Origin of the sequence: Fretibacter rubidus (assembly GCF_041429785.1) — a bacterium.
GTDB lineage: Bacteria > Pseudomonadota > Alphaproteobacteria > Caulobacterales > Maricaulaceae > Fretibacter > Fretibacter rubidus.
The window spans coordinates 408,519-423,007 of record NZ_CP163423.1 but is presented as its reverse complement, the minus strand read 5'-3'; the positions used below and the strand labels follow the sequence as shown (position 1 = coordinate 423,007).

Annotated in this window: 14 protein-coding genes, 1 tRNA gene and 1 pseudogene; 4 read left to right on the top strand and 12 right to left on the bottom strand. The window is 45.7% G+C overall.

The window, feature by feature from the left end:
• Nucleotides 1-26 precede the first annotated feature (26 nt).
• From AB6B37_RS02040 to AB6B37_RS02030, 3 genes are all read right to left on the bottom strand, one after another.
• The gene (locus AB6B37_RS02040) at nt 27-1,121 is read right to left on the bottom strand and encodes a PstS family phosphate ABC transporter substrate-binding protein (RefSeq protein ID WP_371397232.1); all 1,095 of its coding nucleotides are present in this window, start codon (nt 1,119-1,121) and stop codon (nt 27-29) included.
• Between the two features lie 25 nt (nt 1,122-1,146).
• Entirely contained in the window at nt 1,147-2,325 is a 1,179-nt protein-coding gene (locus tag AB6B37_RS02035) for an OprO/OprP family phosphate-selective porin (protein WP_371397231.1), read from the bottom strand.
• 151 nt (nt 2,326-2,476) lie between these two features.
• On the bottom strand, nt 2,477-3,940 hold the full coding sequence (locus AB6B37_RS02030; protein WP_371397230.1) for a flavin-containing monooxygenase: 1,464 nt from the start codon (nt 3,938-3,940) through the stop codon (nt 2,477-2,479).
• 273 nt (nt 3,941-4,213) lie between these two features.
• On the opposite strand from AB6B37_RS02030, the gene AB6B37_RS02025 reads away from it, so the two are divergent.
• A tRNA-Met gene (locus AB6B37_RS02025) sits at nt 4,214-4,290 on the top strand.
• 746 nt (nt 4,291-5,036) lie between these two features.
• On the opposite strand, the gene AB6B37_RS02020 is transcribed toward AB6B37_RS02025, so the two are convergent.
• Nucleotides 5,037-5,834: a hypothetical protein gene (locus tag AB6B37_RS02020; RefSeq protein WP_371397229.1), complete on the bottom strand. Its 798-nt coding sequence runs from the start codon at nt 5,832-5,834 to the stop codon at nt 5,037-5,039.
• A gap of 396 nt (nt 5,835-6,230) precedes the next feature.
• Here AB6B37_RS02020 and AB6B37_RS02015 point away from each other — a divergent pair, with 396 nt between their 5' ends.
• The gene (locus tag AB6B37_RS02015; protein ID WP_371397228.1) at nt 6,231-6,791 is read left to right on the top strand and encodes a hypothetical protein; all 561 of its coding nucleotides are present in this window, start codon (nt 6,231-6,233) and stop codon (nt 6,789-6,791) included.
• A 298-nt stretch (nt 6,792-7,089) separates the two neighbouring features.
• Here the strand turns inward: AB6B37_RS02015 and AB6B37_RS02010 are convergent, their stop codons facing one another.
• From AB6B37_RS02010 to AB6B37_RS01980, 7 genes and pseudogenes are all read right to left on the bottom strand, one after another.
• Nucleotides 7,090-7,458, bottom strand: coding sequence for a hypothetical protein (locus AB6B37_RS02010; RefSeq protein ID WP_371397226.1), 369 nt, complete (start codon nt 7,456-7,458; stop codon nt 7,090-7,092).
• On the bottom strand, nt 7,459-8,628 hold the full coding sequence (locus AB6B37_RS02005; RefSeq protein WP_371397225.1) for a hypothetical protein: 1,170 nt from the start codon (nt 8,626-8,628) through the stop codon (nt 7,459-7,461).
• Nucleotides 8,629-8,694: 66 nt separating this feature from the next.
• Nucleotides 8,695-8,892 (bottom strand): helix-turn-helix transcriptional regulator, encoded by a 198-nt coding sequence (locus tag AB6B37_RS02000; RefSeq protein ID WP_371397224.1) that lies wholly within the window; start codon nt 8,890-8,892, stop codon nt 8,695-8,697.
• Nucleotides 8,893-9,264: 372 nt separating this feature from the next.
• Complete coding sequence (locus tag AB6B37_RS01995; RefSeq protein WP_371397223.1) at nt 9,265-9,735, bottom strand: nucleoside 2-deoxyribosyltransferase; 471 nt, start codon at nt 9,733-9,735, stop codon at nt 9,265-9,267.
• 227 nt (nt 9,736-9,962) lie between these two features.
• A complete protein-coding gene (locus AB6B37_RS01990; RefSeq protein WP_371398395.1) occupies nt 9,963-10,739 on the bottom strand; it encodes a tyrosine-type recombinase/integrase in 777 nt (258 codons plus the stop codon).
• Between the two features lie 108 nt (nt 10,740-10,847).
• A pseudogene (locus AB6B37_RS01985) lies at nt 10,848-11,129 on the bottom strand (Arm DNA-binding domain-containing protein); the annotation flags it as partial.
• 287 nt (nt 11,130-11,416) lie between these two features.
• Nucleotides 11,417-11,962, bottom strand: a complete 546-nt coding sequence (locus AB6B37_RS01980) for an EipA family protein (protein WP_371397222.1) — start codon at nt 11,960-11,962, stop codon at nt 11,417-11,419.
• Nucleotides 11,963-12,090: 128 nt separating this feature from the next.
• Here AB6B37_RS01980 and AB6B37_RS01975 point away from each other — a divergent pair, with 128 nt between their 5' ends.
• Nucleotides 12,091-13,506, top strand: a complete 1,416-nt coding sequence (locus tag AB6B37_RS01975) for a sensor histidine kinase (protein WP_371397221.1) — start codon at nt 12,091-12,093, stop codon at nt 13,504-13,506.
• A gap of 12 nt (nt 13,507-13,518) precedes the next feature.
• On the opposite strand, the gene AB6B37_RS01970 is transcribed toward AB6B37_RS01975, so the two are convergent.
• Nucleotides 13,519-14,205 (bottom strand): hypothetical protein, encoded by a 687-nt coding sequence (locus tag AB6B37_RS01970; RefSeq protein WP_371397220.1) that lies wholly within the window; start codon nt 14,203-14,205, stop codon nt 13,519-13,521.
• Nucleotides 14,206-14,322: 117 nt separating this feature from the next.
• Here AB6B37_RS01970 and AB6B37_RS01965 point away from each other — a divergent pair, with 117 nt between their 5' ends.
• Nucleotides 14,323-14,466, top strand: a complete 144-nt coding sequence (locus tag AB6B37_RS01965; RefSeq protein WP_371397219.1) for a hypothetical protein — start codon at nt 14,323-14,325, stop codon at nt 14,464-14,466.
• Nucleotides 14,467-14,489: the final 23 nt, after the last annotated feature.

Here is a 14,489-nt window from a genome sequence, read left to right as displayed (position 1 = left end):
TGCCCCCTCGGCAAATTTATAATCGCCTATTGGCTGTAAGGAATCATATCCACAACAGCCTTACGATACTTTGTACGCTCGGCATCTGGAAGGGGCACAAGGCCGATTTCTTCAAGATATCCACCAGGACCTGATGCAGCTTCGGATGTAAACTCTAGTGCATATTCCTGCAAGCCTGGAACTTGGCCGACATGATCTTTTTTGATGTAGAAATATAGCGAGCGTGACACAGGATAAGCTCCAGATGCGATATTTTCAAATGTGGGCTTTGCCTCGCCGACTTTGGCACCTTTAACTTTATCAGAGTTCTGCTCTAGGAAAGAGTAACCAAAAACGCCAACGGCTGTGGGTGTGTTGGTCAAGGTTTGCACCAGAGCGTTGTCATTTTCGCCAGAGTCAATCCAGTACCCGTCTTCGCGGACAATATGAGCGGCTTGCTTAAAGGCGTCTTTGTCGGTTTTGCTCATTTCGGCAAGGCACGGAATTTCTTTGGCCCCTTTTTCCATGGCAATCTCTACAAAAGCGTCGCGTGTGCCTGATGTTGGTGGCGGTCCGTATGCTTCGATACGGTAATCAGGCAAGAAGTCTTCAATCTCGCTCCAACGCGTGTAAGGGTTTGGCCCCATTGTGCAATTATCGTCAATCGGCACGTTTTTAGCAAAAGCCAGATAAATGTCTTTCATGGACATATCAATCACAGGGCTATCGATGGCATTAGCAACAACAATACCGTCATAGCCGATTTTGACTTCGACAACGCCCTCAATGCCGGCGTCCATACATTTACCAAACTCTGACGCTTTTTGACGGCGTGATGAATTAGTGACGTTGGGTGTGCCAAGCTTTGGGCTGTCGCAGAATAATTTGTGACCGCCGCCAGACCCCGTGGATTCGACAATAACGTTATACCCTGTCTTGTTTTTAAACTCTTGGGCCACCTTGATAGAGAACGGATAAACCGTCGAAGATCCAACGATGCGGATTTCATTACCGCTTTGTTGTACCGGAACCTCTGTATTGGCGGCTGGTGTATTGGCTGTTGGTGTGGATGTGTCACCCCCGCCGCAAGCCACGAGTGCGACCGCTGAAACGGCGGCCAATGTGAATGTGCTAAATTTCATGATAGAACCTCTTTCTTATCTTATCTTAAAAGTCAAAACCAAGGCGCGCGATAAATCCATTTGCGCTCTCGGCTGCGCCGTTTGTGGCATCAGAATCAAAATAGTTTAGGCGTAGGCGAGTCTGCTTTGTTGGCATCCAATCGGCTCCTAGAACCATTGTGTCAAGTTTTCCGCGGTACGGGCCGTCTTGCAAATCAAGCGTGTCATAGCGCGCGACCAATGCCAGCGCGCCAAAACCACCCTCACCAAGGGGTTTATCGACCTTTGTGCGGTCATAGGCCCCGCTTGATTTTTTGTAGGCGCGTTTGCCACCAATAACATAGCCAGCCTCTATATAACCACCACCAAAATCACCATCGGCATTAGTACCAGCGCCATTGGCGTTTAGCATAGAATATTCAGCCGCGACCCATAGGTTCTTATGAATGGCCAATCCTTCGACAGCTAAGAGATTATCTGATTTTGCAAAGCGCGGTGTAGAAACAATACGTCCGCTGGACAGCAATCCGCCCGTGTTATCAGAGTTAAAGACATGCGAATATGGCCGTTGGCGGTAACGCAATCCGTCATTAACGGTCGGGTCTAGGCTATCGGAATTATTGCGGTAACGCCATGATCCGCCGATGTGAACCACTGTATCATCATCTTGGTAAGGCAGGTAAGTTGCGCGCGCTGCAACTGCATTGCCGTCTTTCTCGAACTCTGATCCGTTGACGCTCTCGCCGAAAACGCCAAGGTTAAGCGTGTAATTATCACCAGCGGCCCCAACGGACACGCCCAAACGGCGGTTTAGTGAAAATGTATCCGTAAAGGCCCCGCGAGCAATGGTAGAGGTGAAGCGAGAGCTTGTTTCTTCTTCCAGCGAATTATGCGTTTTGAAGTGTCCCACCTTAAGAGACAACGCCTGACCCTTAGGTTTAAATTTTACAAAGCCATCAGTCAAATCGATACCGCCACCCGTTGTGTGGTTGAATTCGAACTTATAGCTGACGGCGTCGCCGTATTTGCCTTTGGCGAAAAGGCGTGCGCGTCGCACCTCACTATCATTTATACTAATATCAGGCGAGTTTACATCCGCGATTGTATAATCCAGCATCAGACGTCCGCCCATTTCAAGCGTCGCGTCCTGTGCTATGACCTGTGCTGAATATCCCATTGCAATAGCCAACGTTGCGGCCGAAAGACCGCGTTTAAAATGTGTCATCGTCTAACCTCTTACCGATGTCCGCAAAATGCGGCTGAATTTATAGGCAATATGCCTTGCGCGCCCTATGGCCGAGTCGCATGACGGTTTCTTATGACTTTTGTGACAGTTTTATGAAACGCGCAGCGCGGCGACATCTCCACGGTCCTCATTATTGCGTTTTAGGAACAATCATAAAGTCCGCCCAGACGGGTTTATCCGTACGGCGTTTAAATTCGCGCGACGACCCTGGCCAGTTATTCGTCAACCGCGTGCCGTCTTTGTACCAGCTGCTGTCGACCTTATCCCATGCCAGCTTGGCAAGGCGCTCTTGGGTTTGCGTGTCGAACGCATCCGCTGCACTGGCTCTCACGCTGACCTGGCCCTCGACTGCCGCTTTCATCAGCTGCACGACATAGCCCGCTTGGGCCTCAAGCTTAAAGATAATAGAGGTATGGCCCGTGTTGGTATTGGGCCCGTAAAGCGTGAATAGGTTAGGAAAGCCAGCCATCATTGTACCCATATAGGCCCGGGCCCCATCCGCCCAAACCTCATGCAGGGCCACGCCGCCCTCCCCCATCACAGCTATGCCTTTTAAAAACGGATTAGTATGAAATCCTGTGCCGTAAATTATCACGTCGTGATCGCGCGTGGTATCGCCGCCCGCTTTAATGCCTTTGGACGTAACGGCCTTTATGGGCGCTGTGACCAAGGTGACATTGTCTCTGGCTAAGGTTTCGTAATATTTATCAGAAAATAAAATCCGCTTTGCGCCCATGGGATAGCTTGGCGTTAGAGCGGCACGCATGGCAGGGTCTTTGATATGCTTACCCATGTCCCAGCGGTTTTTTGCGCGCAAAATTGCTGCTCTCATTTTCGCGCCTTTGATAACAGGCCAAACAACATATTCCCCTAAACCCCATAAGCCAAAGCGGTAGAGCTTTGCTAGCCACGGCAGGCGCCCTGCCACCGCTTTCTCTAGTTTTGTATAAGGGCGGTCGCCCTTATCGATGACCCAATTGGCGCTGCGTTGATAAATAGTGACATGACCCGCCGTTTTGGCGATTTCGGGGATAAACTGCACTGCGCTGGCGGCGTTGCCAATAACGCCAATGTCCTGACCCGCAAGGTCAACCGTGTGATCCCACTGCGCCGAGTGAAAGCTGCTGCCTGCAAAGTCATCAATGCCCGGAATATTTGGCAAGGCAGGGTGATGTAACTGCCCCACGGCAGAGACAAGAAACTGGCAATCATAAGACGTGCCGTCCGTAGTGGTTACCGCCCAACGGCCATTGTCATAGCGCGCATCAACGACCCCTTGTTCAAACCGCATATGAGAGACCAGACCATAATCCCGTGCAACCTTATTTATATAAGCCAGGATTTGCGGCTGCTTCGCCCATTTGAAATCCCATGTCGGGTTGGGCGCAAAGGAATAGGAATAAAGCGCAGACGGAATATCACATTCCGCGCCAGGATAGGTGTTATCGCGCCAGGTCCCACCCAAGGTGCTCGCTTTTTCCAGCATGATGAAATTATCAAAGCCAGCCTTTTGAAGCGTCACAGCCATAGCGATACCGCCAAAGCCTGTGCCAATGATAATGATGGGGGTCTGAATGGGGGCGGACTGGCTCATGGCTGCACCCTAAATCTTGGCGAGAGCCTGTCTAGTAAAACTCGCGTGGCTCTCCTAAGAAATTAATGTCCACTATTTATAGATTAAGCGAGATTAAAGGTTGAAATGCAAAGCATTGAGACATATATCCCCACTCTCGCAGACAATAGTCTACGAGACATAAGTAACGCGGGGTGGAGCAGCCCGCCCTCGCCGCTAGGCGAAAAAACAAGATGCTACCGGACTTAGGAAAGTTCGGAAATAATCAAGGCAAACGTCTTGAAACATAATTGACGCGGGGTGGAGCAGCCCGGTAGCTCGTCAGGCTCATAACCTGAAGGTCGTAGGTTCAAATCCTACCCCCGCAACCAATAACCATCTGAAATATAACAGTTTTTTAGACTACGATAATTTCGTAGTATTCAAAAATTGAGCTGTGTCCGTATTGTGTCCGTATCTTTTTTTAAGATAGGCCCCGCGCGCGCGCAGAGAATGTCCCGTCGTGCCAGCCGAAAGAGTATGGGAAGAAGAAAGAGAAACGGAAAACGCTCGCTGGATGCCGCTTTCATTCATCAATAATCCCCTTTTTTAAAGCCTATCTGGGATTGCGGCGGCAATGTACCGTAAGCCGTCTTCGTGATCCGTGCCTTTTGCCGTTGATGAGAAAAGGAATTGGGGCTTTTTATTATTGATAAGCGTCTCACAGATTTATGGTTAGCGGCCCAAACTGCGATGCCTAATCTCATGAAGTTACGGTGAGTGGGGGAAGATCAATCCCCGCACAGAAATCCTCATTATGGGGTTAGCTCAATCTACTCTATCAAAGCTAAACTTCAATGAAGCCGCACACAGGAAACGAAACCATCAAGTCTCAGCAAGAGAATGGCCAATGTGGCAAGAAAGGAATGTGGTGGAATACCTGTTCGTGAGGAAATGAGGCATGCACCGCGCGCGCGGGGCCTATAGTTCTGTAATGTACAACTGCCTGTCTTGATGATTTGCATAACTGACCCTTCATACAGATTGTCTAATGCATCACTTCAAACCGTTCAAAGTATTTAAAACATACGCCTTATCTTATCACAGTGATCCCAAATAACCCTGTAATTTGCCTCAGTTATTCCATTTCATTTAAGAAACCCTCCAATCCAGACACCGCAGTCTCAACAAGCCATTTCGGTGAAAGCACCTCCATCCCGCATCGAACAAACAAATGCCCAATTAAAATGTATTTTTCAGGATCGTCTTTAAATAATTTTATGGGTGTCTCGATGTCTGCATTCAGTTCGTAATTATATCCAGCAGATGTTATTAGTTCAGTTATTACCTTCATATCAAGTAAGACAATAATATATAATTCACCACGTATGAAATCGTACAAGGCCTTTTGCGCCTCTATTAGTAGGGTGTATGGGTAAAGGGGAGCCCATTGTCTTTCAGATTTGGCGTGATTCAATGAAAATATAGCAGGTTGAGCAATATCAATTTTTCCAAGAATGTTCTCAATTTTAGTGTCATCACATAAAACCACTATATGCAACCCTGCTTCTGGATTAATATAACCGTTTCCAAATTTTGATGCTTTTTCGATACACTCATTCAAAGCATTCGAGTATGATACCAACCTTCTTGGTATTACCCGTCGCCTAGCGCTGTGCATTCCCCTGAATCCAAGGGCCTCATCCTCGTCATAAAACTTGGCTAATTCGTTCAATCTACGTTTCTGTTTTATAGTCCGCCTGTCTTTTGTACTTGAACTTTTTACTTCAATAAAACGCGGATCATCATGAACTAAAACACATATATCACCATATCTAATAGTATTGGTGAGATCGGTAAGCACACATGGGACACCATTATCGATAAGCGCACGAAGTATAGAAAGTTCCCTATCCAGCCCTTTCTTACCGATCAAAAAACCCGCGTCTTGTTTGACGTTAAAATCGTGAGTGTTATAGTGCGTGTGTTTAAGCGTAAATCTATCCAAATATAGAAATGGAATCGCGTCACCAAAACACTCCCAAACATACTTTGTTTGCCGTAAACGTTCTAATCTGTATTTAAGGGAATCCGCTCGCTTAATGAAAAGGTCAGACTTGCTCAGAGATTTGAGTTCCAGTCTTACAGTACGAATTTTTTTCTCAGCGTGCATTATCTCATTCACAAGAAGTTCTTGTAATGAAAGGAGCGCATCTAGATTGTATAAATCAGTCTTTAAAAGTTGAACATATTCGCAAGCCCTTTGAAATGATTTCTTTCTATACCCAAGCATGGATCTACTATACTCTAACTTCTTTTAAAGGATAGTCACGTGATCTGGGAAAGCTGGCCATGGAAACAAGAGCTGCTGGTTCATTTGAAAACCATAGAAAGCAGCATAAGTCTGATTTCAATAGACCAGACCGAAGATGAACATAATTTATGGGTGTTCAATTTAGAACGAGCTATTTTCTATTCGGCTTATATTGTTAGAAAGCTTATAGAGAATAGGAAATTAACTGATAGCTGCTCAAACTATAAGATTAAATTGTCAGTTCATACGGCAAAGCGGCCAAACGTAACAATTCATAGCGCCCTAGGGTTCGAAATGGGGCAAGACTTTGAAACCCAACCCCGAAACATAATAGAGTTAAATATAGACAAGCTAATGAGTGAGCTAATTCATAGCTCCTTGCTAGAGTGGCATTCTGATGATGGCGAGTCCTTTACCTCAATGTTTATTTCTTCTTATAAAAATAGAAACAAGCGCGCACTGAAATTGGATTTTTCACAATATTGTAAGATACTATACATGGTAGGCAATGATGAAGTTACAACATCTGAATTTTATCTAGATAGTGGATCAGGTAAACTCGAAGTCAAACTGAGATAAGACGGCATTAAAGCTTGATATTATCTTACTTAAAACGCCTCTTTGTTGACACCTAACAGGCCTTGTCGGTTTGAATTAGAGAAGTATTTTTACATTATCAATTAGATCGCACTGCTCAGATCCACCAAAGAAAGTTCTTCGAAGTCACCATCACTCCGCGAGTCAAACAATAAATTTAGGGCATTGCAAGGGCAAGCCTTCGGTCAACAGACCCTTGCAACACCCTAAATTTATTGTTTCTTGATCACCAAGCGACGGCGGCTCCGAAGAAAGTATACAGACGTTATTACGCCAGTGATTATTCCACCAAAACGGGAACATCCCCTCTAAGCAGCGTACAAATCATAATTAGTTTCAACTTACCAAAGGGACGGGATAGCTCATTAGCTGAGACACTGCATACTGAGGCCTTAGTTTTATTGAATTCCTTGGCTGCTATCTGAGCGCTTCCAATCTGATTTGATGTAATCACCCTAAGGGCGTCCCAAGTACCTTCGGGCCATTGACGTTTTCCTTGCATCATTTGCTGTACTTGTTCCTCAGTATAATTCTCTGGATCATCGTCGAGATAGCTATTAAAAAGCTCAACCACATCTTGATGAGACAGCTCAAGTTCTTGTATGAACCACGCAATCATATTTTTCTTATTCATATCATTCATATCCATCTATTTTTCAATTCTCTCACAGGCATATCGGCTTAAAGCTAACTTCAGTTTACGCTTGGTATCAGCTGGATCTTTTTCATAACGCGCCAAAATTTGACCCATGGTTTGACGTGCATAATCCACGAATTGCTTGGGCTTAACTTCATGGAGGCCAGCTAAAGCGATGATGCAGCCAGAGATTTGTCTATCTAGCATTTGAGTCTTTTCATCTCGTTGGATTTCCACGACACGACCCATTGGTAAGTTGGAATGTTGTGCAGCTAATTCGCTTTTGAGTTCAGTTTGAACTCTGTCCCAAATAGGATGATTAGGCCACCGAGAGCGGTTGCTATCATTAGTTGGCAAAACATATCGAACATCCGCTAAAACTTGGTTGAACATCAATTCAAGTTTACGCTCCAACGTTCCAAATGATGTTACTTTGTAAGTATCACCCTTCAAAATATTTTTATAGAGTCGCAATTCTATTCGCCACACACGGCTATCTTCTGGGACTGTGATATCAATAGGCGGCAATCCTGCCCTTTCAAGATTTTCATTCCAGATTTCAAGCCAAAACATCTTGTCGCGCACAGTCATGATTTGAAGACGTTTATCGTAAATCACGACTTGCCGACCGGGGTTCTTACCAACAGTTACACCCGTGACCCTATTAGACTTTCCGTCCGCTCGATATGGTTCACCGATTATGCCCGCTTTACAGCGGCCAAATCGCTGCCCCATAACGAAGCGGTCTTCAGTCAAAACAAAATCAGGCATCAGAAAGTCGAAGGCAAAATCAACACGGTTTATCCGTTCGCTTCCTTCGAGATAAACAACGTCAAACTTCTTTAGTGTGTCGACTAGGTAGTCTCTAACTTTTGCCAAACCATGCAGAGCTATCCGAATAGCTGAGACAGATACAAACAGCCCCCAATCACCTGAAGGTGACGGACGCTTTAACTTCCATATGGCTCCAGTTTTACCCGTATTGCAAATGAAGGCATATCCACCTGATCCACCTGAAGGAGCAACATGGAACTTTAATCCGTTGTAGGTAGCGAGTACGGGTATGCCAGTTTCTTGAGCTTCACTTTTCTTGCTGTCTAGAAAAGCTGTTAAGCGCTTTGAAATTTGTCCACGAAAAGCCACGTCCAGAGCGTCAAAGCCTTTATGTAGCAGTAGAGCCACGACGCACCAGAAATGTAAGAATGTATTTGTAGGGGGGGGTGATACAGCATTTCCCCCCCATTGTTGCTAGCTCCGACATGGTGTCTCCTCATGTTCACGAAGCCAATTAATCAAGCTTTGCTTTGAATAGAGGACTTGGCGCTGCACTTTGATACGAGGCGGGCCTTTGCCTTCCGCATACCAGCGAGCAAGTGTACGCGTTGTTACACCAATGAATTTTGCGGCTTCGTGCCACGTTAGAAATTGTTCTGAGGCTTGTGACATCACAGACTCCCTTAACTAGGCGCCGCGCTACCTTTTCAGGTACGCGCGGACGCGGTTTATGGAAATGGGAACTAATGATGGGTTTTGTCTGTGGTGCGGTGGCGCAGCGGCCTTTGCCACGCTTGTTTGTTGTTAGGCCTCAATACCGCTATGTATGTTTTATATTTGCTTAGTTTCCGCATATAACAAAGTGGATATGACCGTTTAAGTCAACTGCTTTTGTTGAGTTGTCTTCATATGTCATCAATTGTCTTCTGCTTGGTTATTTTGAAAAATAATCTATCGAAACAAATAAGAAATAATGTGATACTTTGTTTACTAGAAACTGAAACCCGCATCAAACTGGGGACTTTCTAACAGAATGCTCGAGTACTAATTTCCCAAAACATTAGTCAGTCTTTTTCGAAATTTTTTCTTCAACTCGAATACTGTTGTGTAGACAATATGATTTAGGCCTTTGATATCAAATGGACTAAGCTCTATATTGGTTGTGCACAAAATCGTTGGCTTCTCGAGTGCATGTGCCCACCCTAATTCATAATATACATTAAGGTTCGGGTCAGATACTTCGACAACAACTACATCAGCCTTTCGTATCATTGTTATAATTTCTTCTCTTATTGATCCATTAAACTGATCTTCATCTGCCCTAGTACATGTGAGTCCACTCTCAATTGCTACAGGCCTCACTCCAAGCATATAGAAATCAGTGAACCTTTGATTAAAAGGCATAGCCACAAAAATGTTTTTTGGTTTTGGTAAAGAACTATCAATAAGCTGTTCAGCAACCTCCTGCGCATACGAAAGTTTAGTTGTGAATTCACTTTTATTATTCAATTTCACTTTCATTAACCTCAAAACTTCCAAAAAAAAACCCGCTCGGTTAGAAGCGGGTGTACTCAGAATTTAAACAAAAAGAGGGGGGTCGTCTCCAGTGAAGCGATCACCAAAGCGCATTTTTTGCGAAACGCTCGTCTCAGTCTTATTATTCATATTTTATTAATAACATACATTTTCTTAATTGTCTATTAACAGGCTTTTCTTCGGCGTGTGATTAGATTTGAATACAGTTAAGGAGGTGGGGTTAATCTCATACTTGAGCTAACCGCTTCTGCTGCTTTGATTAGTGGATCATCATATAGATGAGCGTAACGTGCAGTAGTTTGCGTTTGTGTATGACCTAGCATAGCTCCTATTATTGGGAGCGATTGGCCTTGAGAAACAGCAATGCTTGCGAAGGTATGCCTAAGATCATGTATCCTTGCATTCTCAATTTTGGCTGTAACCAACAAAGAAGCCCATGTTTTTTTTACGTCAGTGATTGGATTTCCGTTTTTAGACTCAAATATATAATCTGAGTTCGAGGAACTAAGCCTTTCCTTTAAGATGCCTGATACTGCCGAAGAAACTGGAACGCGATGAATTCGGCGCTGCTTTGTTGTTGCTGCGGGCTTAGTCCAAATCTGTAAATCTTGATCAAACTGATCCCAACGGGCATTCAAAGCCTCGCCGCGTCTGCACCCAGTAAATAGTATAAATTTTATGGCATCACACGACGTTCGCTGTTTGTGGTTGTCTAATGCGTCAAGCAAGCGGGAAATTTCGTCCGTGTCCAAATAGCGCTCGCGTTTTGTCTCTGGATTTCGCTCTATTCCAACTGCTGGGTTACGATCGACCCAACCCCACCTAAGCGCTAAATTGAAATTACGTCTAAGAACTTCAATTACGCGATTGGCCCGAATAGGACGATCTTTAGTCAGATGACGATGCAGGCGCTCACAATCTGAAAAGGTTACATCAGCTACTTTTTTTGAGCCAAGCTTTGGCAATACTGACTTATGAAACATTGACGCCTGATCCTTTTGGCTTCGAAGCGCTAACTTGGAAAGATAGTCTCTCTCATATCGTTCCCACATCTCTAGGACTGTCGGAGACGCATACTCCGTGTGACGGGCCTCGAGGGGATCAAGACCGTTGGAAACTTGCACCTTAAATTCTTGTGCCTGTTTCCGCGCAGCAACTACTTTCCAAGTTGGATATGGCCCAATCGTAATTCGTCGTTCACGACCTTTAAAATGATAATTTAGAATATAGGATCGTTTGCCTGATGCTGTAACGCGAACGCCGAAACCATAGATGCGATTATCATACGTTATTTTACTGCCTGAACTAGGAGCAGGCAAAGCTTGGACAAGCTTGTCAGTTATTCGTTCTGTCTTGCGCCGTGTCCGTCTCATGTCCGTATTGGGCGCTGTAATGTCTGACTTTGGGTGTCTTTGCATGTCTTCTTACATCTATAATAATTGCTTTACTTTCAACAACATACACGAATAAACGTTTAAAATCAATGCCTTAGACCCCATCTAATTTACTTCTCATAACCTGAAGGTCGTAGGTTCAAATCCTACCCCCGCAACCAATTGAACAAGCCCGCGCAATGCGCGGGTTTTTCAATGAAAAGGGCACAAAAAACGCGCAGCCTTAGCGCGTTCTTTTGTGCACGCCAGATAAGCCCCACGCCTATCTACTGAAAAAACATCAAGTCTTGCAAGGACGCATCGCGCGCCAAATCATCTGTGCGGTGCAGGGTCACGACAATCTGGCCGTCGAGTTCACGTTCAAATAGTGTAAAGGTTTTTCCTTGTTTGGAGAGAGCCCCAACAGTGCTTAGGACTTGGGTCAGGTCTTCTAAACGATCCGTATCATAAACCAAATGCGCTGTTCTTATTGGGCTTAAATAACCTGACAACGCATCACCATTAAGCTGCCAAAATATATGGCTGTCGCTGCGTAATTTAGACCGCACATCGCCGCTACCATAAAGGCGGCTGAGCATGGGATTATTCACTGATGACATATGCCCGGAGATATAAGCATGCGGCGCGCCGTATTTCTTGTAAACAGGGCGAAGGGCGCGCGCGGCAGCAGAGCGGTCAGCGCCAAAATCATCCGCAATAAAAACAGAAATTTCACCCGAGCCAAAACGGTTATCAAAGGATTCGGGCGCAGTAGCGCAAGCCGTTAAAACGCAGGCTAAGATGACCCATAAAGCCCGTTTATAACCTATCATGATCGGCGCTCCTTTGCGTAACAGACAAGGGAAAATCTCGCCTGAATTAATCTAAACGTAAACTAATGTCCGTAAAAGCGATAGAGGGGTTATGCGCGCGCCCCCTAGCAGTGATGGTAAAGGATGCAATGCTAAGTCGTATTGAGACATTTTTGCGTATTGATAGCACAATGAGTGCCGCCAATATCATGCGGGCCCGGGCCATTTATTTCACGGCGATGATTGTGTTCATGACCCAAGTGGTCAACCAAATTTCAATCTATTTCATGCTTGGTTATTTTCACGCGACCCATATCTTTTCCATTATTGCTTGTGTTGCGATGTTCGGGTTTGGGATGGCTCTACGCTATACAAAGAATTTCAAAATCTTGACCTGTGGATTTGGGTTGGTTTTATTATTTGGCGTTATCTCCTCAGCTTTACCTTTTGGTCGTCTTGGTCTCGCCGACGGGATTAATACGTCGATGTTACCCATATTAATTTGCGGCACGATTATGGGGGCGATGATGTATAATTGGCGCGCACCCCTGCTGTTTTGTATTCCTGCCCTAGCGGTCATATGGGGCTTTTACGCGTTATCCATGAATTACTCGCGCGCGGATTTTATTATCACCGAAACCATTGCGATGATGCAATATGTACGCGCCTTTCAAGCCAGCCTTGCCTTAACCGTTAGCGGCGTAATTACATCCTATTTTAGCTACCGTATGTATGGTGTATTCGACGAGCTAGAAGCCAATGCCGAGGCCGCCCGCAGGGCCGAAGGGATTACGTCACAATATTTGGCCGATATGAGCCATGAAATTCGCACGCCGCTAAACGGTATCATTGGCCTGTCTAGCTATCTGGCTGATGCCGACATGTCGCCAAAGCACAAGCAATATGTCGATATTATAAAAGAGTCTGGCGATAACCTGCTCGAGATTATCAACGATGTGTTAGATTTATCCAAATTGGACGCTGGCAAATTCACTCTTGATGAAAAGCCGTTTGATTTACATCGGCTCTGCCGATCTTTGACGGAGTTACACGGCACGCAGACGCGGGCCAAAGGCGTGGCGATGCAATTATTCTATGACCAAAACGTTCCGCATCATTTTATCGGCGATGACGGGCGCATAAGACAGATATTAAATAACTTGCTGAGCAATGCGGTGAAGTTCACGCAAAAAGGATCTGTTGATCTCCTTATCAAGGGCGGTACAGCGACAGACGGTCTTTATACGTTAAAGATTTTTGTGCGCGATAGTGGCATTGGAATACCAGACGCCCAATTGCCAAAACTGTTTGAACGGTTTGAACAAATAAAAAGTAGCGAGACCACGCAAAAAGGCCAGAAAAACACGGTCAAAGGCACAGGGCTTGGCCTCTCAATTACCAAAGACCTGATTGAATATATGGGCGGCACACTTCACGTCAAAAGTAAGCCTGGAAAAGGCACAGTCTTTGGCATGCGCCTTGTCTTACCACTTGTGGATGCCGTGCAGACTGTCGATGAATGGGCCCCCATGCGCTCGGTCACCTCAAACAATCAGGCTGCATAGGCAAAGCTGACTTTAATCCAATTCACAGCCTGCCAGTGTTGGAATAATAAAGGTGCAATCAGGAATATCTTTATTGATACGATATGATGTCCAGATAACTTCATTGGCTTTCACGCCGTTATAATAAAGACGCACGCGACCAGGTTGCACCCATGCTTCACCAGGGTTTGAGAAAAAATTAGAATAGGTGCGTTCATGCCAACCACGGTCTGTGTCAAAGCCGACTTTTAATATTTGGCTATTGTCTTGGGCTATACCAAATATTGTCGAACCACCTGTGGGGTCGATGACCTCAATCATAAAAGCCGCCCGCCCGTCAATCAAATCATCCGGCAGTCGTTTGAGCGTGTAGCCATCATCAAAGGCGTGACGAATAACGCCAAAGCCAAAATTGGACGCCCAACGTTTGTCCGCCTCTGATTTCGGCTGCGGCCCTGCGGTGGTGTAGGTTGTAGCGCCATCATAAGACACATCAATGACGGGGACGCCGTCTTTTTCTGAGCGGACGCGCACTTTGCCGTCAACGCGGTGTGCGTCGGATTTTTCCGCCGCATAAACCCGCCACATGCGGTGCCGTTCATGGGTGGACGCATTTGTGCCGCCTTCGCCGCCGCGGTAAAACACGCCGTATCCGTCCATGAAAAGGGAGGTAGGCGCTGACCACTGCGCCCCGCCCGCCGCATCATGCGCGCGGGCCATAATGGTGTTTGCGGATAGGGTTGATGTGGTGGGCGTTAGGGTTTGGAGGGAAGCATGGGTCTCATGATAGTGAGAAGTAGAGCAACTGGTTAGAGCCGCAGCGGAGACAATGAATAGATGGATTTTGAGCAATCGCATAAGATTACAATATCAGAAGAAGTCGAATATGCACAATACTTATCAAACTCTGTTGGCATCGGCCTTGTAACACGGTTAAGTAAAGACGCTATGATATGGTGCAACGGCGCGTTGGTTCAATAACGCAAGGCACTGACCAAGAGATG